This is a genomic window from Burkholderia dolosa (assembly GCF_902499135.1).
GTDB lineage: Bacteria > Pseudomonadota > Gammaproteobacteria > Burkholderiales > Burkholderiaceae > Burkholderia > Burkholderia dolosa.
In genome coordinates this window covers 115,278-138,964 of record NZ_CABVPR010000004.1, presented here as the reverse complement: position 1 = coordinate 138,964, position 23,687 = coordinate 115,278, and the positions used below count along the sequence as shown (strand labels likewise).

22 protein-coding genes, 1 tRNA gene and 1 pseudogene are annotated in these 23,687 nt (G+C 67.1%); 8 read left to right on the top strand and 16 right to left on the bottom strand.

Annotated elements, in window-relative coordinates; all coding sequences use genetic code 11:
* The first annotated feature begins 51 nt into the window (after positions 1–51).
* The 3 genes from dnaK (at position 52) to BUB20358_RS03615 (ending at position 5,325) form a co-directional block, all read left to right on the top strand.
* Positions 52–2,001 (top strand): molecular chaperone DnaK, encoded by a 1,950-nt coding sequence (gene dnaK, locus BUB20358_RS03625; protein WP_006765098.1) that lies wholly within the window; start codon positions 52–54, stop codon positions 1,999–2,001.
* A 260-nt stretch (positions 2,002–2,261) separates the two neighbouring features.
* The gene (gene dnaJ, locus BUB20358_RS03620; protein ID WP_006765097.1) at positions 2,262–3,392 is read left to right on the top strand and encodes a molecular chaperone DnaJ; all 1,131 of its coding nucleotides are present in this window, start codon (positions 2,262–2,264) and stop codon (positions 3,390–3,392) included.
* Between the two features lie 4 nt (positions 3,393–3,396).
* Positions 3,397–5,325, top strand: a complete 1,929-nt coding sequence (locus BUB20358_RS03615) for an aminodeoxychorismate synthase component I (RefSeq protein WP_006765096.1) — start codon at positions 3,397–3,399, stop codon at positions 5,323–5,325.
* A 6-nt stretch (positions 5,326–5,331) separates the two neighbouring features.
* Here BUB20358_RS03615 and BUB20358_RS28645 read toward each other — a convergent pair whose 3' ends face one another.
* From BUB20358_RS28645 to hda, 8 genes are all read right to left on the bottom strand, one after another.
* Positions 5,332–5,769: an STY0301 family protein gene (locus BUB20358_RS28645; RefSeq protein ID WP_046377168.1), complete on the bottom strand. Its 438-nt coding sequence runs from the start codon at positions 5,767–5,769 to the stop codon at positions 5,332–5,334.
* A complete protein-coding gene (locus BUB20358_RS03605) occupies positions 5,769–6,149 on the bottom strand; it encodes a BPSL0067 family protein (RefSeq protein ID WP_035973001.1) in 381 nt (126 codons plus the stop codon). The genes BUB20358_RS28645 and BUB20358_RS03605 overlap by 1 nt, the downstream gene beginning before the upstream one ends.
* Positions 6,150–6,317: 168 nt before the next feature.
* Positions 6,318–7,133, bottom strand: coding sequence for a 3-methyl-2-oxobutanoate hydroxymethyltransferase (gene panB / locus BUB20358_RS03600; protein ID WP_006765095.1), 816 nt, complete (start codon positions 7,131–7,133; stop codon positions 6,318–6,320).
* 43 nt (positions 7,134–7,176) lie between these two features.
* Positions 7,177–7,863, bottom strand: a complete 687-nt coding sequence (locus BUB20358_RS03595) for a deoxynucleoside kinase (protein WP_006765094.1) — start codon at positions 7,861–7,863, stop codon at positions 7,177–7,179.
* A complete protein-coding gene (gene folK, locus BUB20358_RS03590) occupies positions 7,860–8,399 on the bottom strand; it encodes a 2-amino-4-hydroxy-6-hydroxymethyldihydropteridine diphosphokinase (protein WP_006765093.1) in 540 nt (179 codons plus the stop codon). Before folK ends, BUB20358_RS03595 begins: the two co-directional genes overlap by 4 nt.
* Before the next feature lie 33 nt (positions 8,400–8,432).
* Complete coding sequence (gene pcnB / locus BUB20358_RS03585; protein WP_035972999.1) at positions 8,433–9,986, bottom strand: polynucleotide adenylyltransferase PcnB; 1,554 nt, start codon at positions 9,984–9,986, stop codon at positions 8,433–8,435.
* Positions 9,987–9,991: 5 nt separating this feature from the next.
* Positions 9,992–10,669, bottom strand: coding sequence for a histidinol-phosphatase (locus tag BUB20358_RS03580; protein ID WP_006765091.1), 678 nt, complete (start codon positions 10,667–10,669; stop codon positions 9,992–9,994).
* A gap of 11 nt (positions 10,670–10,680) precedes the next feature.
* Positions 10,681–11,418, bottom strand: coding sequence for a DnaA regulatory inactivator Hda (gene hda / locus BUB20358_RS03575; RefSeq protein ID WP_279325298.1), 738 nt, complete (start codon positions 11,416–11,418; stop codon positions 10,681–10,683).
* 240 nt (positions 11,419–11,658) lie between these two features.
* Here hda and purM point away from each other — a divergent pair, with 240 nt between their 5' ends.
* Together purM and BUB20358_RS03565 are read left to right on the top strand one after the other, a co-directional pair.
* Positions 11,659–12,714 carry a phosphoribosylformylglycinamidine cyclo-ligase gene (gene purM / locus BUB20358_RS03570; protein ID WP_006765089.1) on the top strand — a complete coding sequence of 352 codons (1,056 nt, stop codon included), beginning with the start codon at positions 11,659–11,661 and terminating at the stop codon, positions 12,712–12,714.
* A 113-nt stretch (positions 12,715–12,827) separates the two neighbouring features.
* Positions 12,828–13,223: a YybH family protein gene (locus tag BUB20358_RS03565; protein WP_035972994.1), complete on the top strand. Its 396-nt coding sequence runs from the start codon at positions 12,828–12,830 to the stop codon at positions 13,221–13,223.
* 137 nt (positions 13,224–13,360) lie between these two features.
* Here BUB20358_RS03565 and miaA read toward each other — a convergent pair whose 3' ends face one another.
* Both miaA and mutL read right to left on the bottom strand, forming a co-directional pair.
* Positions 13,361–14,335 (bottom strand): tRNA (adenosine(37)-N6)-dimethylallyltransferase MiaA, encoded by a 975-nt coding sequence (miaA, locus tag BUB20358_RS03560; protein WP_035972992.1) that lies wholly within the window; start codon positions 14,333–14,335, stop codon positions 13,361–13,363.
* Positions 14,332–16,326 (bottom strand): DNA mismatch repair endonuclease MutL, encoded by a 1,995-nt coding sequence (mutL, locus tag BUB20358_RS03555; RefSeq protein WP_035972990.1) that lies wholly within the window; start codon positions 16,324–16,326, stop codon positions 14,332–14,334. The genes miaA and mutL overlap by 4 nt, the downstream gene beginning before the upstream one ends.
* A gap of 177 nt (positions 16,327–16,503) precedes the next feature.
* Between mutL and BUB20358_RS03550 the strand changes: the two genes are divergently transcribed.
* The gene (locus BUB20358_RS03550; RefSeq protein ID WP_035972989.1) at positions 16,504–17,187 is read left to right on the top strand and encodes a DedA family protein; all 684 of its coding nucleotides are present in this window, start codon (positions 16,504–16,506) and stop codon (positions 17,185–17,187) included.
* A gap of 79 nt (positions 17,188–17,266) precedes the next feature.
* On the opposite strand, the gene BUB20358_RS03545 is transcribed toward BUB20358_RS03550, so the two are convergent.
* A complete protein-coding gene (locus tag BUB20358_RS03545; RefSeq protein WP_006765083.1) occupies positions 17,267–18,079 on the bottom strand; it encodes a mechanosensitive ion channel family protein in 813 nt (270 codons plus the stop codon).
* A 252-nt stretch (positions 18,080–18,331) separates the two neighbouring features.
* Between BUB20358_RS03545 and BUB20358_RS03540 the strand changes: the two genes are divergently transcribed.
* Positions 18,332–19,945 (top strand): alkaline phosphatase D family protein, encoded by a 1,614-nt coding sequence (locus BUB20358_RS03540; protein WP_035972988.1) that lies wholly within the window; start codon positions 18,332–18,334, stop codon positions 19,943–19,945.
* A 3-nt stretch (positions 19,946–19,948) separates the two neighbouring features.
* Here BUB20358_RS03540 and BUB20358_RS03535 read toward each other — a convergent pair whose 3' ends face one another.
* Together BUB20358_RS03535 and BUB20358_RS03530 are read right to left on the bottom strand one after the other, a co-directional pair.
* Complete coding sequence (locus tag BUB20358_RS03535; protein ID WP_035973419.1) at positions 19,949–20,782, bottom strand: class II glutamine amidotransferase; 834 nt, start codon at positions 20,780–20,782, stop codon at positions 19,949–19,951.
* Positions 20,783–20,929: 147 nt separating this feature from the next.
* A complete protein-coding gene (locus tag BUB20358_RS03530) occupies positions 20,930–21,259 on the bottom strand; it encodes a carboxymuconolactone decarboxylase family protein (RefSeq protein ID WP_006765080.1) in 330 nt (109 codons plus the stop codon).
* 553 nt (positions 21,260–21,812) lie between these two features.
* On the opposite strand from BUB20358_RS03530, the pseudogene BUB20358_RS28745 reads away from it, so the two are divergent.
* Positions 21,813–22,061: pseudogene (locus tag BUB20358_RS28745) on the top strand (YiaA/YiaB family inner membrane protein); the annotation flags it as partial.
* A gap of 212 nt (positions 22,062–22,273) precedes the next feature.
* Here the strand turns inward: BUB20358_RS28745 and BUB20358_RS03520 are convergent.
* The 3 genes from BUB20358_RS03520 to pal form a co-directional block, all read right to left on the bottom strand.
* Positions 22,274–22,349 (bottom strand) — tRNA-Lys (locus BUB20358_RS03520).
* A 57-nt stretch (positions 22,350–22,406) separates the two neighbouring features.
* Positions 22,407–23,156 (bottom strand): tol-pal system protein YbgF, encoded by a 750-nt coding sequence (ybgF, locus tag BUB20358_RS03515; protein ID WP_035972987.1) that lies wholly within the window; start codon positions 23,154–23,156, stop codon positions 22,407–22,409.
* Between the two features lie 19 nt (positions 23,157–23,175).
* Complete coding sequence (pal, locus tag BUB20358_RS03510) at positions 23,176–23,685, bottom strand: peptidoglycan-associated lipoprotein Pal (RefSeq protein WP_035972985.1); 510 nt, start codon at positions 23,683–23,685, stop codon at positions 23,176–23,178.
* Positions 23,686–23,687 lie beyond the last annotated feature (2 nt).

The following is a 23,687-nucleotide window of genomic DNA, read 5'->3' as shown; positions in this document are numbered from 1 at the left end:
AAAAAGCCCGGTTTCGCGCAGCAAACAGGTATTTCTGGAGATTAGGAAAAAATGGGAAAGATCATCGGTATTGACCTCGGCACCACGAACTCGTGCGTGGCCGTGATGGAAGGCAACCAGGTCAAGGTCATCGAGAACTCGGAAGGTGCGCGCACCACGCCGTCGATCATTGCGTACATGGACGACAACGAGGTGCTGGTCGGCGCGCCGGCCAAGCGTCAGTCCGTGACCAACCCGAAGAACACGCTGTTCGCGGTGAAGCGCCTGATCGGCCGCCGCTTCGAAGAGAAGGAAGTGCAGAAGGACATCGGCCTGATGCCGTACACGATCATCAAGGCCGACAACGGCGACGCATGGGTCGAGGCGCACGGGCAGAAGCTCGCGCCGCCGCAGGTGTCGGCCGAAGTGCTGCGCAAGATGAAGAAGACGGCCGAAGACTACCTCGGCGAACCGGTCACGGAAGCCGTGATCACGGTGCCGGCGTACTTCAACGACAGCCAGCGTCAGGCGACCAAGGACGCCGGCCGCATCGCGGGCCTCGAAGTCAAGCGGATCATCAACGAGCCGACCGCGGCCGCGCTCGCGTTCGGCCTCGACAAGGCCGAGAAGGGCGACCGCAAGATCGCCGTGTATGACCTCGGCGGCGGCACGTTCGACGTGTCGATCATCGAGATCGCGGACGTCGACGGCGAAAAGCAGTTCGAAGTGCTGTCGACCAACGGCGACACGTTCCTCGGCGGCGAGGACTTCGACCAGCGCATCATCGACTACATCATCGGCGAGTTCAAGAAGGAGCAGGGCGTCGATCTGTCGAAGGACGTGCTCGCGCTGCAGCGCCTGAAGGAAGCGGCCGAAAAGGCGAAGATCGAGCTGTCGTCGAGCCAGCAGACCGAAATCAACCTGCCGTACATCACGGCCGACGCGTCGGGTCCGAAGCACCTGAACCTGAAGATCACGCGCGCGAAGCTCGAAGCGCTGGTCGAGGATCTCGTCGAGCGCACGATCGAGCCGTGCCGGATCGCGATCAAGGACGCAGGCGTCAAGGTGTCGGACATCGACGACGTGATCCTGGTCGGGGGCCAGACGCGCATGCCGAAGGTGCAGGAGAAGGTGAAGGAGTTCTTCGGCAAGGAGCCGCGTCGTGACGTGAACCCGGACGAAGCCGTCGCGGTCGGTGCGGCGATCCAGGGCCAGGTGCTGTCGGGTGACCGCAAGGACGTGCTGCTGCTCGACGTGACCCCGCTGTCGCTCGGCATCGAGACGCTCGGCGGCGTGATGACGAAGATGATCAGCAAGAACACGACGATCCCGACGAAGCACTCGCAGGTGTATTCGACGGCGGACGACAACCAGTCGGCCGTGACGATCAAGGTGTATCAGGGTGAACGCGAAATGGCGGCCGGCAACAAGCTGCTCGGCGAGTTCAACCTCGAAGGCATCCCGCCCGCACCGCGCGGCGTGCCGCAGATCGAAGTGACCTTCGACATCGACGCGAACGGCATCCTGCACGTCGGCGCGAAGGACAAGGCGACCGGCAAGGAAAACAAGATCACGATCAAGGCGAACTCGGGTCTGTCCGAAGCCGAGATCGACCAGATGATCAAGGACGCGGAAGCGAACGCAGCGGAAGACCACAAGCTGCGCGAGCTGGCCGATTCGCGCAACCAGGGCGACGCGCTCGTCCACAGCACGAAGAAGGCGCTCTCCGAGTACGGCGACAAGCTGGACGCGGGCGAGAAGGAAAAGATCGAAGCGGCGCTGAAGTCGCTCGAGGACGTGCTGAAAGACACGTCGGCCGACAAGGCGGCGATCGACGCGAAGGTCGAGGAACTCGGCAAGGTCTCGCAGAAGCTCGGCGAGAAGATGTATGCCGACATGCAGGCTCAGGCAGGTGCGGCCGGCGCGGCGGGCGCAGCGGAAGGCGCGGCGCACGCGGGCAATGCGCAGCAGGCTGCGGACGACGTCGTCGACGCCGAGTTCAAGGAAGTGAAGAAGGACTGAAGCCGGGTTGCAATGGCACCGTACGCCGCGCGCGATTCGCGCGCGGCGCGGCTGACAAGCGGTCTGTCTTTCCGTTCCGGATGGCCGGATCGACTCCACGCCTGGCGGGCTTCGCGGCCCTCCGGGCACATTTGTTTTTTGGCGGGTGCTGCGCGAGCCGTCCGGCGGACGGCTCGCGCAGCACCAGACGAGTCGAGAGACTTTACTGCAGGCGAAAGGAGCCGCCGCGTGCGCGATGCGCGGCGGCACAGTGAATCGATATGGCGAAACGGGATTACTACGAGGTTCTGGGCGTCGCAAAGAACGCGAGCGACGACGAAATCAAGAAGGCATATCGCAAGCTTGCGATGAAGTATCACCCTGACCGCAATCCGGACAACAAGGATGCGGAAGAGCATTTCAAGGAGGCGAAGGAAGCCTATGAAATGCTGTCGGACAGCCAGAAGCGGGCCGCGTACGACCAGTACGGCCACGCGGGCGTCGATCCGAACATGGGCGGTGCAGGCGCACAGGGCTTCGGCGGCTTCGCGGACGCGTTCGGCGACATCTTCGGCGACATCTTCGGTCAGGCCGCGGGCGGCCGCGGCGGCCGAGGCGGCCCGCAGGTGTACCGCGGCGCGGACCTGCGCTACAGCATGGAGATCACACTCGAGCAGGCCGCGCACGGCTACGACACGCAGATCCGCGTGCCGAGCTGGGTGTCGTGCGAGGTTTGCCACGGCTCCGGCGCGAAGCCCGGCACGAAACCGGAAACCTGCCCGACCTGTCACGGTCAGGGCACGGTGCGCATGTCGCAAGGGTTCTTCAGCATCCAGCAGACGTGCCCGAAGTGTCACGGCACCGGCACCTACATCCCCGAGCCGTGCGCGCACTGCCACGGGTCCGGCAAGGTGAAGGAAACCAAGACGCTCGAAGTGAAGATTCCGGCCGGCATCGACGACGGGATGCGGATCCGTTCGGCCGGCAACGGCGAGCCGGGCATCAACGGCGGGCCGCCGGGCGACCTGTACGTCGAGATCCACATCAAGCCGCACGCGGTGTTCGAGCGCGACGGCGACGATCTGCACTGCCAGATGCCGATTCCGTTCACGACCGCCGCGCTCGGCGGCGAGATCGAGGTGCCGACGCTGGCCGGCCGCGCGTCGTTCCCGGTGCCGGAAGGCACGCAGTCGGGCAAGACGTTCCGGCTGCGCGGCAAGGGCATCAAGGGGCTGCGCTCGAGCATCGCGGGCGATCTGTACGTGCACGTGCAGGTCGAGACGCCGGTGAAGCTCACCGAGCAGCAGCGCGACCTGCTCAAGCAGTTCGAGAAATCGCTGGCCGAAGGCGGTGCGCGTCACAGCCCGCAGAGCAAGAGCTGGTTCGACCGCGTGAAGAGCTTCTTCGAGTAACGGCATGACTGACGGCAACGAGAGCGCGTCGTTCGCGCTCTTGGACGATTGCGACTCGACCGCGTCCGCGCGGTCGAGTCGTTTGTATTCGGGTTTCGTGCGCGAACGCGTGTGTACGGACCCGGCGCGACTCGACGACGTCGACGCGGCGCTCGCGCAGGACTTGCGCGACGGGCTGCATGCGGTGGTCGTCGGCGATTACGAATTCGGACGCAACCTGCAACGAGCGCAGCCGGGCGACGCCCCGCTGCGCTTTTTGCTGTATGCGCGCTGCGAGCGGATGTCGCGCGACGAGGTCGATGCGTGGCTCGCACAGCGCGACGGCGGCGGCGCACCGTCGATCGCCGGCGTCGCGCATGTTCGCAAGAGCGTCACGCGGCCCGCGTTCGATGCGGCGATCGCGGCCGTGCACGATGCGCTGCGCGCCGGCGACTCGTACCAGGTCAATTACACGTACCGGCTGGATTTCGACGTGTTCGGCACGCCGCTCGCGCTGTATCGGCGGCTGCGGGCGCGGCAGCCGGTTCGTTACGGTGCGCTGATCGCGCTGCCGGACGGTGCGTGGGTCGTGTCGTGCTCGCCCGAGCTGTTCGTCGAGAAGCGCGGCCACGTGCTGCGCGCGCGGCCGATGAAAGGTACCGCGCCGCGCTCGGCCGATCCGGCTGAAGATGCGGCGGCCGCCGCGTTTCTCGCGAACGATCCGAAGAACCGTGCGGAAAACGTGATGATCGTCGACCTGCTGCGCAACGACGTGTCGCGGGTCGCGCGCACGGGCACGGTGAAGGTGCCCGCGCTGTTCTCGATCGAGCCGTACGCGTCCGTATGGCAGATGACGTCGACGGTCGAGGCCGGCTGGCGCGACGGCACGACGTTCGCGCAGATGCTGCGCGCGCTGTTTCCGTGCGGCTCGATCACGGGTGCGCCGAAACACAAGACGATGCAGTTGATCGATACGATCGAGTCGACGCCGCGCGGGCTTTATACGGGCGCGATCGGGTGGCTCGACGCGTGCGCGCACGGCGACGCGGCCGGCTGCGGCGACTTCTGCCTGTCGGTCGCGATTCGCACGCTTATGCTGCACGCGCCTGATCACATCGACGCCTGCGGCGTCGTGACGGCCGATATCGACGAAACGTCGGCGATGGCGGCGCGCGGCCGGCGCCGCGGCACGATGGGCGTCGGCGCGGGAATCGTGCTCGACAGCGTTGCCGCCGACGAATATGCGGAGTGCGAGTTGAAAGCCCGATTCCTGACGGACGCCGACCCCGGCTTTCAGTTGTTCGAAACCACGTGCGCGACGCGTGACGGCGGCATCCGCCATCTCGATCGCCATCTTGCGCGGTTGCAGCGCAGCGCCGACACGTTCGGTTTTCGCTTCGACGTCGACGCGCTGCGCGGTGCGATCGACGCGCGGTGTGCGGCGCTCGACGGCGACGGCTCGTACCGGATGAAGCTGTCGCTCGCGAAGGACGGCACGCTCGACGTAGCGGCCGCACCGTTGAAGCCGCTGCCTGCAGGGCCGGTTCGCGTGCTGCTTGCTTGCGATCACGGTTTCGCGCCGACCCGCGCGAGCGATGCGCTGCTGTTGCACAAGACGACGCGCCGCGCCGAATACGACCGCGCGTGGCAGGCAGCCGAAGCGCTCGGCTGTTTCGACATGCTGTTCGTCAACGAGCGCGGTGAGGTGACCGAAGGCGGGCGCTCGAACCTGTTCGTGAAGCTCGATGGACAGTGGGTGACGCCGCCGCTCGCGTGCGGCGTATTGCCGGGCGTGATGCGCGGCGTGCTGCTCGACGATCGGGCCTTCGGTGCGGCGCAGCGGGTGCTGACACTCGACGACTTGCTGAACGCCGACGAGTTGATGATCTGCAATGCGCTGCGCGGGGCGGTGCCGGCACGACTGATCCGCGACTCTGCCGCGTCTCGATCGTAGCCGCCGTTACGTTGCCGGCGTGCATCGCCAGCCTCGTATGACGGCGGGCCTGCGGCTGTAGCGCGCGATGCACGTCTGCGCGTGTTTTCCGAGCGGGCGTGCAATCATGACGCTCGTGTTGCCGTAGTCGCACGAGATCCAATAGTCGTCGTCGCTCTCTGCCAGCGACCATATTTCGACGTCGTGCTTTCCTTCGGATCGCGAGCCGTTCGGCATCAGCGTCGCCATTCGATCGGGTGATCCGGACCAGAACCTCACGCCGGCGAGCGGATATGTGCGCTTCGTGTCGTAATTTTTCCAGCCGTCCGGCGAAGGACCGTCGAGTCGCTGGATAACGGCGAGCCGTGCCGGGCATTGCTGCGCGTCGGGCGCCGCCGCGCATGTGCCGCACGCGAGCGAAGCGGTCGCCGTCAGCGCCGCGGCTATCAGGCGGAGCGTCGTCATCATTTCACCACCGAGAATGCATCGGCGTTATTGCTCGGGTCGATGTAACGACCGTGCCGATCCTTGCCTTTGTATGGAATGCGCCGTGTCTGAATGGTCGCCAGTTTGCGCCATTGTTCGACGACATAGACGCCGCTCGCATCTTGGCCGAGATAGAAAGCGGCATGGTTGTCGTGTGCGCGATTGGCGTAGCGGCCGTTCTCGAACGTGGCGATGACCGTGCCGCTGCGAATGGTGGCGTCGCCCTTGACGGTCTTTTCCGGCCGCCACGTGGCGGTGACGCCTACGCGCGTATACGCCTGGACCAGCGCGACACATTCGCCGTTTCCCGCCAATTTCAGATCGACCAGCTCCGCCGCCTTCTCATATACATGCGCCACTTTCACCTCCTTCGAACGATGAAGGTGAAAGGGTGTCGCCGATGACTGCGCGCAGATATAGGACGTGTATGGAATTGAGCGCCGTCCTATCGCCTTCCGGTTTTGTCGACAGCGCGTCGATCGCCGTCTTCGCGTGCCGATGCCGATCCCTGTTCGTCCCGCGGCGAATCAGAACGAATGTTCGGCGCCCGGGAACGTGCCGTCCTTCACCGCGCGCACGTACGCTTCGACGGCCGCCTGGATGCTCGGCTGGCCCTGCATGAAATCCTTCACGAAACGCGGCCGCTTGCCGGGGAAGATTCCGAGCATGTCGTGCAGCACGAGCACCTGCCCCGAGCAATCGGCGCCCGCGCCGATGCCGATCGTCGGAATCTTGAGCATGTGCGTGACTTCGGATGCGACGAGCGTCGGCACCGCCTCGAGCACGACGAGCTGCGCACCGGCGTCCTCGACCGCGCGCGCATCGCGCAGCAGCTGCGCGGCGCCGGCTTCGGTCTTGCCCTGGACCTTGAAGCCGCCGAACGCATGCACCGACTGCGGCGTGAGGCCGACGTGCGCGCACACGGGCACCGAGCGCTCGACGAGGAAGCGGATCGTATCGGCCAGCCATTCGCCGCCTTCGAGCTTCACCATCTGCGCGCCGGTGCGCATCAGCCTGACCGCGTTCGCGAACGCGTCGACCGGCGTGCCGTACGTGCCGAACGGCAGATCGGCGACGACCAGCGCGCGCGGCTGCGCACGCGCGACGCATGCGGTGTGGTACGCGATGTCGTCGAGCGACACGGGCAGCGTCGTCGTGTGGCCCTGCAGCACGTTGCCGAGCGAATCGCCGATCAGCAGCACGTCGGTGCCCGCGCGGTCGAGCAGCGCGGAAAAGCTCGCGTCGTAGCAGGTGAGCATCGCGATCTTCTCGCCGGCGTCGCGCATCGCCTGCAGCTTCGGCACCGTCACGGCAGGCCGGCTCGATTCCTGGAGATAGGTCATGGGAAATCCGGTTCGAGGGTGAAGTACGACGGACGACGACGCGTCAGCGCGTCGTCTCGCCCTTGACGAAGAATTCCTTGCGGCCGCGCATCGTTTCGATGCGCTCGACCAGCAGCGCGAGGTCTTCGGGGGAATCCAGCGGGTTCAGGTGTTCCGCGGCGACCGTCAGCACCGGCGTGCGGTCGTAGTGATAGAAGAATTCGTTGTAGGCGTCGACGAGCGAGCGCAGGTACGCGTCGCTGATCTGCAGCTCCATCGGCAGCCCGCGCTTTTGAATGCGCGAGAACAGCACTTCGGGGCTCGCCTGCAGATAGACGACGAGATCGGGCGCGGGCGCGTGCGGCACGTCCAGATGCGCGGCGACCGCGCGATAAAGCTGCCACTCGTCGTCCGGCAGGTTCAGCCGCGCGAAGATGTCGTTCTTCTGCGGCATGAAGTCGGCGACGACGGGGCGGCCCGTGTCGAGTGCGGCGGCGAGCTCCGCGGCCTGCTGCGCACGCTGCAGCGCGAACGACAGCTGCGTCGGCAGCGCATAGCGCGCAGTGTCGCGATAGAAGCGCTCGAGAAACGGATTGTCCTGCGGGCGCTCGAGCAGCGCATGCATCGACCAGCGCTCGCCGAGCAGCCGCGCGAGCGTCGTCTTGCCGACGCCGATCGGCCCTTCGATCACGAGATAGCGATGCGGCGCACGCAGGTCGGGCGCGGTGACGGTCAGCGGAGTGGAATTCATCGGCAGCGGTTCTTGTCGGCGTCGCCGCCGGCAGCGAGCGCCTTCATCAGGCACTGGCAGGTCTGCACCTTTTCGATGCGCTGGTGCGCGACCGCGGCGAGAAACGCGTCGGCGCGGCCGCACGCGGGAATGTCGAGCAGCGGTTCGATCTCGACGAGCGGCACGAGCGCGAACGCGCGCTTGGTCAGACGCGGATGCGGGACGATCAGGTCGGGCTCGTCGATCGAATCGGCGCCGAACAGCAGGATGTCGATGTCGAGCGTGCGCGGCGCGTTGCGGTACGGGCGCTCGCGTCCGAAGTGATGTTCGATCTTCTGGCAGAGCGCGAGCAGTTCGCGGGCGGCGAGCGCCGTGTCGACCTTGACGACGCAGTTGTAGTAGTCGTCGCCGCCCGCATCGACCGGGGCCGTGCGGTACAGGCTCGACTTGCCGAGAATCGAGATGGTGCGCTGCTGCGCGAGACACACCACCGCGTCCTTCAGCGTCTGGCGCGCGTCGCCGAGATTTGCGCCCAGCCCGAGATATGCAACCGTCATGGCATCACTTCCTACGTCGTTCGCCGGCGCGCGTCACTCGTCGGAATGGCTCGCCGAACGGCTCGCCGAATGGCTCGCCGAGTCGGGCGCCGGCTCGGCGGCGCCTTCACCCGCCTTGCGGTTTCGCGCACCGCCGCGGCGGCGCCGCTTGCGGGGCGATTTTTCCTTCGAGCCGCCCTGCGTCAGCAATGCTTCGCGAGCGGCGGCGTCGCCTTCGATGAAATCCGTCCACCACTGTCCGACGGCCGGATCGAGCTCGCCGGATTCGCAGCGTAACAGGAGGAAATCATACCCCGCTCTAAATCTTTGGTGTTCCAGCAGCCGCATCGCGCTGCGGCCCGAGCGCTTCTCGAGGCGCAGCTGCAGGCCCCAGATCTCGCGCATGTCGGCCGAGTAGCGCTTGTGGATCGCGAGCTTCTCGGTTTGCATGTCGAGCACGTCGTCCATTGCGCGGTGCAGCGCCGGCACCGGGAATTCGCCTTCGGCCGTGTACTGCTCGAAGCGCTGACGCATGTCGTGCCACAGCAGCGTCGCGAACAGGAAACCCGGCGACACCGGCTTGCCGGCGCGCACGCGCGCATCGGTATTGTTCAGTGCGAGCGTAATGAACTTCTCGCCCTGTGGCTGTTCGAGCACGACGTCGAGCAGCGGCAGCAGCCCGTGGTGCAGACCTTCCTTGCGCAGCCGTTGCAGGCACGCGAGCGCGTGGCCCGACAGCAGCAGCTTCAGCATCTCGTCGAACAGGCGCGCGGCCGGCACGTTGTTGATCAGGTCCGCGAGCGCGTGGATCGGCTCGCGCGTATGCGGCTCGATCTCGAAGCCGAGCTTCGCCGCGAAGCGCACCACGCGCAGCATCCGCACCGGATCCTCGCGGAAGCGCGTGGCGGGATCGCCGATCATCCGCAGCAGGCGCGCGCGCACGTCGGCCATCCCGTCGTGATAGTCGAGCACCGTCTGCGTCGACGGATCGTAGTACATCGCGTTGATCGTGAAGTCGCGGCGCGCGGCGTCTTCGTGCTGTTCGCCCCACACGTTGTCGCGCAGCACGCGGCCGCTCGCGTCGACCGCGTGCGTGCGCCGGTCGAGCTCGTCGCGCTTCAGGCGCCGCGGCGGCTCCGCGTCGGCCGCCGCGGGCGGCGCGTCGACCAGCGCGCGGAACGTCGATACTTCGATCAGCTCCTGGCCGAACTGGACGTGGACGATCTGGAAGCGGCGGCCGATCAGCCGCGCGCGGCGGAACAGCCGCTGCACTTCGGTCGGCGTCGCATCGGTCGCGACGTCGAAGTCCTTCGGCGCGATGCCGAGCAGCAGGTCGCGCACCGCGCCGCCGACGATGAACGCACGAAAGCCGGCCTGTTGCAGCGTGTCGGTCACGCGCACGGCGTTTTTCGAGATCAGCGACGGGTCGATGCGGTGCACGCTCGCCGGCACGACGGTCGGCTCGTGGTTGCTGCGCGGCTTTTTCGCGGCGCCGCCGCGATTGCCCTTCGCGGCGCGCGCGGGAGCCGCGTCGTCGGCGATCGCGGCGGGAGGCGTTTGTTCGGCGTCGTCCTGGCCGAGCAGCTTGCGGATGAGTTTCTTGATCACGACGTTCAGAAAAGGTCGAGGATGCGCCAGCCGCGATCGCGTGCATGCGCGCGCAGCGTGTCGTCGGGGTTGGTCGCGATCGGGTCGGTGACTTTCTCGAGCAACGGGATGTCGTTGTGCGAATCGCTGTAGAAATAGCTGTGCTCGAAATCGTCCCAGCGCTTGCCGAGCGATGCGAGCCATGCTTCGGTACGCACGATCTTGCCTTCGCGATAGCTCGGCGTGCCGGTCGGCCGACCGGTGAACGGCGAGTCGGGATGTCCGTCGGTCGTCTCGACCTCGCACGCGATCAGCGTGTCGACGCCGAACGCGGTCGCGATCGGCCGCGTGATGAATTCGTTCGTGGCGGTCACGACGCAGCACAGGTCGCCCGCGTCGATGTGCGTGCGCACGAGCTCGAGCGCGGCCGGCGTCATCGCCGGGCGGATCACTTCATGCATGTACTGCTCGTGCCATTCGGCCAGCTGCCCGCGCGAGTATTTCGCGAGCGGCGTCAGCATCGCGCACAGGTACGCGTGGATGTCGAGCTTGCCGGCCTTGTAGTCGGCGAAGAACTGGTCGTTCTGACGCGAGAAGCTTTCCGCGTCGACGATGCCGAGCTTCACCATGAAGCGGCCCCATTCGTGGTCGCTATCGGTCGGGATCAGCGTGTGATCGAGGTCAAAGAGTGCCAGATTAGTCATGGGAGCGCATTTTACTCGAAGCGGTTCGGGCCCGTGCCCGGCGGCGCGAGGTCGTCGCCCGGACGCGCGAGCATCCGGCGCAGCAGCGGCAGCGTGACCGCGCGCTTCTGTTCGAGCGAGAAGCGGTCGAGCGCGTCGAGCAGCGCCATCAGGCTCGGCATGTCGCGGCGGAAATGGGTCAGCAGATACGCGGCGATGTCGTCGGTGAGCGCGATGCCGCGCTCTTTCGCCGCGAGCTTCAGCACGTCGATCTTGCCCGCGTCGGACGGCGGCGACAGATGGAACACGAGCCCCCAGCCGAGCCGCGTGCGCAGGTCTTCGCGCACGTCGAGCGCGAGCGGCGCGGCGGGGCCGGCGGCGACGAACGCGCTCGACGGATGCGCACGGACCTCGTTGAACAGGTTGAACAGCGCGACCTGCTGCGCGTCGCTCATCCGGTCGCAGTCATCGATCGCGTAGATGCCGATGCGCGGATCGAACGTAAACGCGCCGAGCGGGCTCTGCGGCGTGAGATAGCGCGCGTAGCCGTACGATGCGTCGCTCACGAGCGCCTGCAGCAGGTGGCTGCGGCCGCTGCCCGGCTCGCCCCAGATGTAGAACGACCGGTCCGGCACGGGCCCGGCCGCGAGCGCGAGGTCGAGCTTCTGCAGCCGCGTGACGAGTTCGCCGTTCTCGCCCGTGATGAAGTTCTCGAACGTGGCGGGGGGCGGCGTGCCGAGATCGAGCGTCAGTTGCCGGGACACAGTCACAATGCGGGTCGGTTGATGGAACGCGTGCCGCGCGCCGGGCACGCGCGCGGGAATGCGGGCTCGATGGCAGCACGTGCGACCGCACGCACGGCGGCGCGCGCGTGTCGGCGCGGCTCGCTCGGCGATGAAAACGGGGACGTGTTGACCAAGATGCAATCCCTGACGATTCGGTGCTGGAATTCCGGCCAACCGGCCGGCTTCGGGTAAAATCGCATTTTACCGACCTTCTCGCATTCCCCCATGAATCCTCCGAAATCCGCTCCCGACGCTCAGGGTCTGTCCTATCGCGACGCGGGCGTCGACATCGACGCCGGCGACGCACTGATCGACAAGATCAAGCCTTTTGCGAAGAAAACCTTGCGCGACGGCGTGCTCGGCGGCATCGGCGGGTTCGGCGCGCTGTTCGAAGTGCCGAAGAAGTATCGCGAGCCGGTGCTCGTGTCCGGCACCGACGGCGTGGGCACCAAGCTCAAGCTCGCGTTTCACCTGAACAAGCACGACACGGTCGGCCAGGATCTCGTCGCGATGAGCGTGAACGACATCCTCGTGCAAGGCGCCGAGCCGCTGTTCTTCCTCGACTACTTCGCGTGCGGCAAGCTCGACGTCGACACGGCGGCCACCGTCGTCAAGGGCATCGCGCACGGCTGCGAGCTGTCCGGCTGCGCGCTGATCGGCGGCGAAACGGCCGAGATGCCGGGCATGTACCCGGACGGCGAGTACGATCTCGCGGGCTTCGCGGTCGGCGCGGTCGAGAAGAGCAAGATCATCGACGGCAGCACGATCGCCGCGGGCGACGTCGTGCTCGGCCTCGCATCGAGCGGCATTCATTCGAACGGCTTCTCGCTCGTGCGCAAGATCATCGAGCGTGCGAATCCCGATCTGTCGGCCGATTTCCACGGCCGCTCGCTCGCCGATACGCTGATGGCGCCGACGCGCATCTACGTGAAGCCGCTGCTCGCGCTGATGCAGAAGATCACGGTGAAGGGGATGGCGCACATCACCGGCGGCGGCCTCGTCGAGAACATCCCGCGCGTGCTGCGCGAAGGGCTGACCGCCGAGCTCGACCGGAGCGCGTGGCCGCTGCCGCCGCTGTTCAAGTGGCTGCAGGAGCACGGCGGCGTCGCCGATGCGGAAATGCACCGCGTGTTCAACTGCGGGATCGGGATGGCCGTGATCGTCGCGGCCGCCGATGCCGACGCAGCGGTCGCCGATCTGACGGCCGCCGGCGAGCAGGTGTGGAAGATCGGCACCGTGCGCGCGAGCCGCGAAGGCGAGGCGCAGACGGTCGTGGTCTGACGCGCCGTCGCACGAAGATGCAGTACGGAAGCCGCCCGGAGTCGATCCGGGCGGTTTTTTTTTCGGCCGCCGCCGGCCCGCGACGGTTCGGCGCCGACGCAGGAGGGACGACGATGAGCGAAGACGAACGTGCGATCCGCGAGCTGGTGGAAATCTGGTTCGTGTCGAGCCGGCGCGGCGATCTGGCGACCGTGCTCGACCTGATAGCCGACGACGCGATCTTCATGGTGGCCGGCCAGCCGCCGTTCGACAAGGCCGCGTTCGCCGCGGCGTCGCGCGGCGCGAATGCGGCGGCGCCGAACGCACCGAAGATCGATGGCCGTTATCGGATCGACGAACTGCGCGTGCTGGGCGACTGGGCGTATCTGCGCAATTTCATCGAGATCGACGCGACGCTGCCCGACGGAGCCGCCGTTCGGCGCGCCGGCCATACGCTGACGATTCTGCGCAAGGCCGACGGCCGCTGGCAGCTCGTGCGCGACGCGAATCTCGTGATGCTCGTGCAGTGAACGCGCGTGCGAGCGAGGCGGTGGTGCCGTCGCCGGTTCGTCACGCGGGCGACTGCGGTGCGCGTGCGCGGCTCGACGCGCGCTCGAGTTCGCGCGATTGATCGGGCGCCGACATGCACCGACGAACCGCGTGCGCGTCAGATCGGCGTGCGCGCGTCGAGGATGCGTTCGAGCGCATCGACCGCTTGCGCGGTCGAATCCGGCGCGATGCAGTCGACGACGATCCGCTCCGGCATCGCACGCAGCCACGTGATTTGCCGCTTGCATAGCTGGCGCGTCGCGAAGATGCCCTTGTCGCGCATCGTCCGATAGTCGGTGTCGCCGTCGAGGAATTCCCACACTTGCCGGTAGCCGACGCAGCGCATCGAAGGCAGGCCCGGATGGAGATCGTCGCGGCGGCGCAGCCGCTCGACTTCGTCGATGAAGCCGGCGTCGAGCATCGCGTCGAAGCGCTGCGCGATGCGCGCATGCAGCACCGCACGATCCGACGGCTCGAGCGCGACCGGCACGAAACGATATGCGGCGGCCGCATCGTCGGCGCGCGGCGGCGCGGCGAGCAGCGCCGACATCGGCTGCCCGCTCAGCATGAACACTTCGAGCGCGCGCTGGATCCGCTGCGAATCGTTCGGCGCTAGCCTGGCGGCCGTTTGCGGATCCACCTGCGCGAGCCGTGCGTGGAGCGCCGGCCAGCCGTCTCGCGCGGCATCGGCGTCCAGCGCCGCGCGCACGGCCGGATCGGCGGTCGGCAGATCGTTGAGCCCTTGCGTCAGCGCCTTGTAGTACAGCATCGTGCCGCCCGCGAGCAGCGGCGTGCGGCCGCGCGCGGCGATCTCGCCGATCGTGCGCAGCGCATCGGCGCGGAACTCGGCCGCCGAATACGCGTCGGCCGGGTCGAGGATGTCGATCAGGTGATGCGGCACGCTCGCGCGCTCGTCGCGCGTCGGCTTCGCGGTGCCGATGTCCATGTCGCGATAGACGAGCGCCGAATCGACGCTGACGATCTCGATCGGGCGGCGGGCGGCGAGGGCGAGCGCCGCCGCGGTCTTGCCCGACGCGGTCGGGCCGAGCAGACAGGCGATCGTGATCGGACGGGACTGCGGCGAAGCGCTCATTGGCCGCGCATGAACAGGCGATCGAGGTCGTTCAGCGTCAGCTGGTACCACGTCGGGCGGCCGTGATTGCATTGATCCGCGCGCTCGGTCGCTTCCATCTGGCGCAGCAGCGCGTTCATCTCGTCGAGCGTCAGCCGGCGGTTCGCGCGCACCGCGTGGTGGCACGCGAGCGTGCCGAGCAGTTCGTGCTGACGCTCGGTCAGCACGCGCGAGCCGCCGAACGCGTGCAGGTCGGCGAGCACCGCGCGCGCGAGCGATTGCAGATCGGCATCCTTCAGCAGCGCGGGCACCGCGCGGATCGCGAGCGTCGTCGGCGACAGCACCGCGAGATCGAAGCCGAGCGATTCGAGCGTTTCGCGCTCCTCCTCGACCGTGCCGATCTCGACCGGCGTCGCCGTCATCGACACCGGCAGCAGCAGCGGCTGCACGGCGACCGAGCGATCGGCGAGCGCGTTCTTGAACTGCTCGTACAGGATTCGTTCATGCGCCGCGTGCATGTCGACGATCACGAGGCCGTGCGCGTTCTGCGCGAGTACGTAGATGCCGTGGATCTGGCCGAGCGCGAAGCCGAGCGGCTGCTCGTCGTGCGCATCGGCCGCCGTCGACGCCGCGGCAAAGCCGGGCAACGGTGCGCCGGCTGCGCGTTGAGCGCCGGCCGAACCGTTCGCGGCGCTCGCGACGGTCGTCGTGCCGTCCGGCGTGCCCGCGCCCGTGTCCTTGCGGCCGAACAGCGCGTCGTAGAGCGCGAGCGGCTGCGCGACCGGCAGCGTGCCCTGCGTCATCCGCGCCTGACGCATCCACGTGCTGCCGGGCGACGGCGAGGGCGAAGACGTCGATCCGCTGCCGCCCGCGCCCGCGTGCTGGCCGAGCGGCGTGCTGCGGAACGATTCGGGGCTGGCGGCCGCCGGTTGCAGATGCGCGGCGTGCCCGCCCGCGGTGGTCTGCGGCGACGCGCCCGCGTGGCGCGCGAGCGCGCGCTGCACCGCATGGAACACGTACTGGTGAATCGAGCGCGAATCGCGGAACCGCACCTCGATCTTCGACGGGTGCACGTTCACGTCGACGGCCTCGGGCGGCAGGTCGAGGAACAGCACGTACGACGGATAGCGGTCGCCGTGCAGCACGTCCTCGTATGCGGCGCGCACGGCGTGCGTGAGCAGCTTGTCGCGCACGAAACGGCCGTTGACGAAGAAATACTGCTGATCGGCGCGGCCGCGGCTTGCGGTCGGCAGGCCCGCGCAGCCATAGACGGCGAGCGGCCCGGCCCGCTCGTCGAGCGGCAGGTGCGCGGTCGCGAACCCGTCGCCGAGAATCTTCGCGACGCGCTGCGCGGGCTCGGTCGCGTTCCAGTGCTCGACCGCCTTGCCGTTGTGCAGCACCGAGATCGCGACGTCCGGCCGCGCGAGCGCCGCGCGGCGGATCATTTCGAGGCAGTGGCCGAACTCGGTCTGCTCGCTCTTCAGGAATTTGCGGCGCGCGGGCGTGTTGAAGTACAGCTCGCGCACCTCGATCGTCGTGCCGACCGCGCCGGCCGCCGGCGACAGCGCGCCGGTCTGCGCGTCGATCTTCGTCGCGTGCGGGACGTCGGCGGTGCGGCTCGTGATCGACATCTCGGCGACCGACGCGATCGACGCGAGCGCTTCGCCGCGAAACCCGAGCGTCGCGACCGCTTCGAGCTCCTCGAGCGAGCGGATCTTGCTCGTCGCGTGGCGCATCAACGCGAGCGGCAATTCGTCGGGCGGAATCCCGCAGCCGTCGTCGGTGATCGAGATGCGCTTGACGCCGCCTTCCTCGAGCACGATGCGCAGCGTCGTCGCGCCGGCGTCCATCGCGTTCTCGAGCAGCTCCTTGACGACCGATGCCGGACGTTCGACGACCTCGCCCGCGGCGATCTGGCTGATCAGCTGGTCGGGCAGCGGCTGGATCGCGCGCAGCGGGCGCGGAGCGGGGGCGGGCGCGGCGCCCGCGGCCGGTTCGGTGATTTCGGACATGGCCGAATTATAGCGAGGCCGCGCGCCGGTGCCGGGCGTCGCGAGCGGTTACGTTTTTTCACGGAGCGCGCAGGCAGTTTCGGTATGATGGCTGCGTTGCGCGCGCCCGGCCCGGCCGCACGCGCACCGTCGCCTTCCATGGCCGTTCCGGCCCCCTTCGCGTAGAGGAAATCGCATTTGGAAACGCTGCTTCATTTCGTGAACCTGGTCCTGCATATCGACGCATTCCTCGGCGATTTCATCCGGCAATACGGCGCGTGGGTCTACCTCGTGCTGTTCCTGATCGTGTTCTGCGAAACGGGGCTCGTCGTGTTTCCGTTCCTGCCCGGCGATTCGCTGCTGTTCATCGGCGGCGCGTTTGCGGCGACGGGCGAAATGAACGTCGGTGCGCTGATCGTGCTGCTGCTGGTCGCGGCGATTTCCGGCAACACCGTGAATTATCTGATCGGCCGCTGGATCGGCCCGAAGGTGTTCAATACCCGCATTCCGCTGCTCGAGCGCTTCCTCGATCGCGCGGCGCTGCAGAAGACGCATACGTTCTACGACCGCCACGGCGGCAAGACGATCGTGCTCGCACGCTTCATTCCGGTCGTACGCACGTTCGCGCCGTTCGTCGCGGGCGCGTCGTCGATGAGCGTCGCGCGCTTTCAGCTCTTCAACGTGGTCGGCGCGCTCGTGTGGGTGTTGCTGCTCGTGCTGCTCGGCTACTTCTTCGGCAACATCCCGTTCATCCGGCAGTACCTGAACGTGATCGTGCTGGTCGGCATCGGCGCGGCGGTCGTGCCGGTCGCGCTCGGCGCGCTGTGGAAGCTCGTGCGCGGGCGGCACGCCGACGCGACGCAGAAGTCCGGCGGCCGCTGAGCGCCTCGTTCCGTTCGTCGAACCCTGAAAAAGCGTGGCCGCGGCCACGCTTTTTTTGTGCGACGTATCGTCGACGCGGTTACAGGGTTCGATGCGCGACCGGCGTTTCGGGCGTCGGATATTGCGCTTCGCGGAACGTCTCGAGGATCACGCGGTTGGTATCGCAGTACACCTGCCAGTAGTTCGCCGGCTGCGTCGACGGACGCACGAACAGCAGCGGGCCTTCCGGCGTGAACTGCAGCACGCCGACGTCCGGCGCCGGATCGGCGAGCACGTTCGGGATCTGCGCGATCCGTTCCTTCAGGCGCTCGATCGCATCGACCGCGTCCACGGTGTTCGCGATCTTCGCGGTCAGATCGACGCGGCGATGCGGCGTCGCGCTGTAGTTCGCGATGTTGTCCGAGAAGATCTTGTTGTTGCCGACGATCGTCACGATGTTGTCCGCGGTGACGATCGTCGTGCCGAACAGGCCGAGCTCCTTCACCGTGCCGGTCACGCCGCCCGCGCTGATCACGTCGCCGACCTTGAACGGCCGCAGCACCTGCATGAACACGCCGGCGGCGAAGTGCGCGAGCAGGCCGCCCCACGCGGTGCCGATCGCGAGGCCGAGGCCCGCGAGCAGCGCGGCGAACGACGTCGTCTGGACGCCGAACAGCTGCAGGATCGCGAGGATCAGCAGGATCGTCAGCAGCACGCTGACGACGGAGCTCAGATAGTCGGCGAGCGTCGGGTCGACCTTGCCGCTGCGGCGCACGACGTTGCCGAGCAGCCGCGTGCCGATGCGGATCGCCCAGCGGCCGACGAACCACAATGCGATCGCGGCGAGCAGGTTCAGGCCGAAGTCGAGGCCTCGGGTCATCAGGAATTGTTGGGCGGCGGCGAGATCGGGCATTCGTTCTCCTGGCGGACGGACATGATCGGGCGGACGGCGACGAAAGGCCGAGACCTTTCGCGCGGACCGGGCCGGGTTTTTATAACCGAGCCGCGGCAGCGAGGCAACCGCCGGCGATGCGGGCGCGCGCTGGCGTCAGGGTGTGCGCAACGACGCTCGCGGCCGTTGCGGCCGGCGAAACGAAACTTACATGTGCGTCCGCTACGATCGGGCGACTTGCCATCTTCAACGTCTCTTTCGCCGGAGTCCTTCATGTCCGATCGTATCGTTGCGTCCCGCCGCCGGATGCTCAAGCGCCTCGTGTCCGGATCGGGCGCGGTCTTGCTCGGTTCGCGCATGGCCGACGTGCTCGCGCAGCAGGCCGCGCCCGCGATCGTCACGTCCGAACGGTTGCGCCCGCAATTGCCGGGCGGCGTGATGAGCGGCGACGTCACCGACTCGCGTGCGATCGTCTGGAGTCGCACCGACCGGCCTGCGCGCATGATCGTCGACTACGCGACCGACGCGACGTTTCGCACGTTCGAGCGACGCATCGGGCCCGCCGCGCTCGAGTCGTCCGGGTTCGCCGCGCGCGTCGATCTGACCGGCCTGCCGCCCGGCGCCGACGTGTTCTATCGCGTGCGCTTTCAGGATCTCGCGAACGAACGCGTGTTCAGCGAGCCCGTGACGGGGCGTCTGCATACGCCTTCGGCGCGCGCCGATCGTCCGATCTGCTTCGTGTTTTCCGGCGACGAAGCCGGGCAGGGCTGGGGCATCAACGAGCGCTTCGGCGGCTATCGGATCTACGAGGCGATGCGGCGCGAGTCGCCCGACTTCTTTATCCATTCGGGCGATCAGATCTATGCGGACGGCCCGATTCAGCCCGAAGTGAAGCTGCCCGACGGCACGCTGTGGACGAATATCGTCACCGAAGCGAAGGCGCACGTCGCGCAGACGCTCGACGATTATCGCGGTGCGTTCGCGTACAACCAGCTCGACCGCAACAAGCGGCGCTTCATGGCCGAGGTGCCGTTCCTCGTGCAATGGGACGATCACGAAGTGCGCAACAACTGGTATCCGGGCCAGCAGATCGGACCCGAGGAGACGCGCTATCAGACCCGCAGCGCGTCGCTGCTGTCCGCATACGCGCGTCAGGCGATGTTCGAGTACAACCCGATCCGGATCGACGCGCACGACCCGGAGCAGATCTATCGGCGCTTCGCGTTCGGGCCGCTGCTCGACGTGTTCATGCTCGACGAGCGCAGCTACCGCGGTCGCAACTCGCCGAACCGGCAGACGAAGCTCGACGCCGATTCGGCGTTTCTCGGCACGCGGCAGAGCGCGTGGCTGAAGGCTGCGCTGAAGCAGTCGAAAGCGACGTGGAAAGTGATCGCGAGCGACATGCCGCTGTCGCTCGTCGTGCCCGATCTGAACCCGGACGTGCCGAAGGGCACGTACGAAGCGTGGGCGAACGGCGACGACGGCGCGCCGTCGGGCCGCGAGCTCGAGATCGCCGACATCCTGTCGTTCATCAAGCGCGAGGACATCCGCAACGTCGTGTGGGTAACGGCCGACGTGCATTACGCGCAGGCCGCGTACTACCATCCGTCGCGCGCGAAGTTCACCGATTTCAAGCCGTTCTGGGAGTTCGTCGGCGGCCCGATCAACGCGGGCACGTTCGGCCCGAATGACACCGACATGACGTTCGGGCCCGAGCTGCGCTACGTGAGCGTGCCGAAGGACAATCCGCAGAACCGGTCGCCCGCCGCCGGCCAGCAGTATTACGGCCGCGCGAAGATCGACCCGGCGACCCGCACGATGGCCGTGTCGCTGCACGATCTCGACGGGCGGCAGCTGTTCGCGGTGACGCTCGATCCGGAGGCGTAGGCGCTACTTGTGCCGCGGGCTGAACGGCTGCTGCCGCACGTCGCCGCCGTGCGCAACGATCGCCATGCTTTCCGGCACTTCTTCCCATGCGCCGCGCAGATCGACGAGCGGTTCGGATACGACCATGAACGCGTCGTCGCCCGCTTCCGCGATGCGCGGATTGTGCGGATACAGCGCGTGCAGATGCTTGAACGACGTGCTGTGGAACAGCGAGCGCGATCGACGCTCGCTCGAATAGCGCACCGCGACGATCCGCTCGCCGTCGGTCGCGCAGATCGTCATGTTCAACGGTTCGGCGACGCGATGCCGCGCACCGGTCTCCTCGACGACGCCGACCATCCGCTCGAGCGCCGGCAACGGCGACTGCTCGAGGCCGTAAGTGAGCGCGAGACGGAACATCAGCTCGGAATCCGTCGAACCTTCGAGCGTCGGGAACAACGCGGGATCGATCTTCATCGTCAGGTCGCGGCGCAGCTTGTGGAAGTCGCGGATCAGTCCGTTGTGCGCGAACAGCCAGCGGCCGTGGCGGAACGGATGGCAGTTGGTTTCCTGCACCGGCGTGTCGGTCGCCGCGCGGATGTGCGCGACGAACATCCGCGAGCGGATCGCGCGCGCCGCTTCGCGCAGATTGCGGTCGTTCCACGCCGGATGCACGGACCGGTAGCGGAACGGCAGTTCGTCCGGATGCCCGTACCAGCCGATGCCGAAGCCGTCGCCGTTGGTCGTCGTCGCGCCGAGTTCGGCGTGCAGGCTCTGGTCGATCAGCGAATGCTTCGCGCGAAACAGCACGGTCTCGAGATGGATCGGATTGCCCGTATAAGCCAGCCAGCGGCACATGAAGCGCTCCTTCGCGATCAATCGTTCGCGCATGGTAGCCGACTTCGCCGCGCGGCCGCATGTATGCGCGGCGGTCGGGCGTGCGGGCCTCGACCGCCGCTCGATCGCCGTGTATGGCGTTGCGTGTGCTGCAGCGGGCCGCGACCGTCAGTCGCCGAGCGCGTCCATCACGCGCGCCGAATAGACGAGCGCGGCACCGGCGTTCAGCGCGATCGCGACGCCGAGCGCTTCGGCCACTTCCTCCCGGGTTGCGCCATGCTTCGCGGCTTCGGCGGTGTGCACCGCGATACAGCCGTCGCAACGCGTGGTGACGGCGACGGCGAGCGCGATCAGTTCGCGCGTCTTCGCGTCGAGATGGCCGGTCTTCTCGCCGGCGCCCGACAGCGCCTTGTAGCCGGCCAGCGTATCGGGCGACAGCTTCGCGATTTCGCCGATACGCGTCGAGAGTTCGTTCCGGTATTCGTTCCAGTTCAACATGATGTGTCCTTTCGACAAGAGATAACGGAAGCGGCGGATGCCGCGTTCTCGGGCGATGCAGGCCTATTGTGATCGCTTGCGCTGCGGGTTTCGATACGCTGGCGTATCGATTTTCGGCGCGGTCGTCATGGTTGCATCGCGCCAAAGGCCGGCGTTGAGCCGCAGCTACGTCGAAGTCGACGTGCGCTGGCTGCTCGATGGTCGCTTCGCGGTGCAGCATGGTCGGTTACCACCCGGCGTGGCGATGTTCCATCTGCCGCCTGCGAGCACGTGCCAGCTGCGTACTGCCGGCGGACCACGCTGGAGCCCCGGCCGGCGTTTCGTGCTGCTGCCCGCGGGCGACGCGCACGTTTGGCGTTTGGTGCGCCACGGCGGCTTCACGACCGGCGGGATGAACTTCGACGCGAAGGTGCGGCGCCGGAGCGTCGATCCGGAAGACTGTTCTACGGCCATGTCGCACGCGAGCGTCGCGCGGTCGGGTTCGGCTGTGCCGCAGCGCGAACGTGATGGTGACGGTGGTGGTAGCGGTGACGGTAGCGGTCGCGGTGATGGTGACCGCGCGGAAGGCATTCCCGGCACGGGCATTTACTACGGTCTCGGCTGGATCGCGCTGCTGCTGGCGGTCGCATTGCTGATCGTCGGACTTTTCAACGCGATGTTGCAGCTGAGCGAGGAAGGCTTTTACGCGATGTCGTTCGTGCTCGCGCTGTTCGGCGCGGTGACGGTGCAGAAGAATACGCGCGACATGCAGCGCGCAAAGCCGCGCTTTGTCGACGCGGATTCCGCGCCATCGATCGCGGAGCGACGGACGGCGGGGGCGGGCGGCTTCGGCCGCTGCCGTTCGCGGGGAAGGGCGGCGAGATGGCGGCGGGCTTCGGTGTCGCGACAGGGAGGAAGCCGGAGCGATCTTCGCCCGATCTTTCAGAACGGCGGATGTCGTTGCCCAAAACCCCGCGCCGCGCCGGAAATAAAAAAGGACTTACACGTCGAAACGATGTAAGTCCTTGAATTCTTTGGTAGGCCGTGCAGGATTCGAACCTGCGACCAACGGATTAAAAGTCCGCTGCTCTACCAACTGAGCTAACGACCCAAAGAGCAAAAGATTATAGCGGCGGATCGAATGACCGTCAATAATCCGCCGCCACAATTATTTGATCGTCTCGAGCTTGCCCTGCGCGGTCTGCGCCGCGTTGGACCCCGCGTACTGCGACACGACCTGCTCGAACGTCTTTTTCGCGGCCGCCTTCTGGCCTTGCTCGAGCTGGTTCGTGCCGATCGCGACGAGTGCGTCCGCTGCCCGCGGATGCTGCGGATACTTGCTGACGATCGCTTGCCACGTCGCGGTCGAGCCGCGGTAGTCGCGCAGCGCGTACTGCGCGTTGCCGAGCCAGTACTGCGCGGTCGGCTGATAAGGGCTCTGCGGATACTTCGCGATGAAGCTGCGGAACGACGCCGCAGCCGCCTTGAAGTTGCCGTTACGGAACTGCTGCTGCGCCGCACTGAGCGCATCGGTTTCACCCGGCTGCACCGTGCCCTCGACCCCGTCGATCGTCGCCTGCTGCGGCTCGAACTTCTTGAGCCGCGTGTCGAGATCCTGGTAGTACTCCTTCTGCTGCCGCTCGAGCGTCGTCAGCCGGTTCGTCAGGTCCTCGTTCTCGCCGCGCAGCGTCGCGACCTGCTGGTTCAGCTGGTCGAGACGCGCGGATTGATCGAGGATCGTACGCTGGGCGGCGGACAACTGGCTCGCCAGGTTGTCGGTCTTGCTGCGCAGGTCGAGCACGGCGCGGCGTGCCTCGTTGTCGTCGAACATGCCGGCGTGCGCCGGCGTGGCCGACCACGCCGCGCCGACGACACACAACGCTGCGGCCACGCGCAGCACGGATACACGATGCGTCATACGGCGATTCTTCCGTGGCTTACTGTTGGTAGACGAGGTCGGCGCGGCGGTTCTGCGCCCACGACGCTTCGTCGTGACCCGTCGCCAGCGGCTTTTCCTTGCCGAGGCTGACGGCTTCCATCTGCGAGTCGGCGACGCCGAGCAGCGCCAGCGCGCGACGGACGGCTTCGGCACGCTTCTGGCCCAGCGCCAGGTTGTACTCGCTCGTACCGCGTTCGTCGGTGTTGCCCTGGATCAGCACGTGACGCTGCGGGTGGCTCTTCAGATACTGCGCGTGTTGCTGCAGCAGCGGCTGGTACTCGTCCTTCACCGAATAGCTGTCGAAGTCGAAGTAGATGCTGCGCTTCGCGAGCGGGCTGTTCGGGTCGTTCAGCGGATCGACGTTCACTTGAGCGACGTTGTCGGCGCTCGGTTGCGTGCTCACCGCGCCGGCGTTCGCCTTGTCGTCGAGCTTGACGCCCGACTTACATGCTGCGAGCGCACCGATCATCATCACGGCCAGGGCCAGACGAACCTTATTCGACATCATGT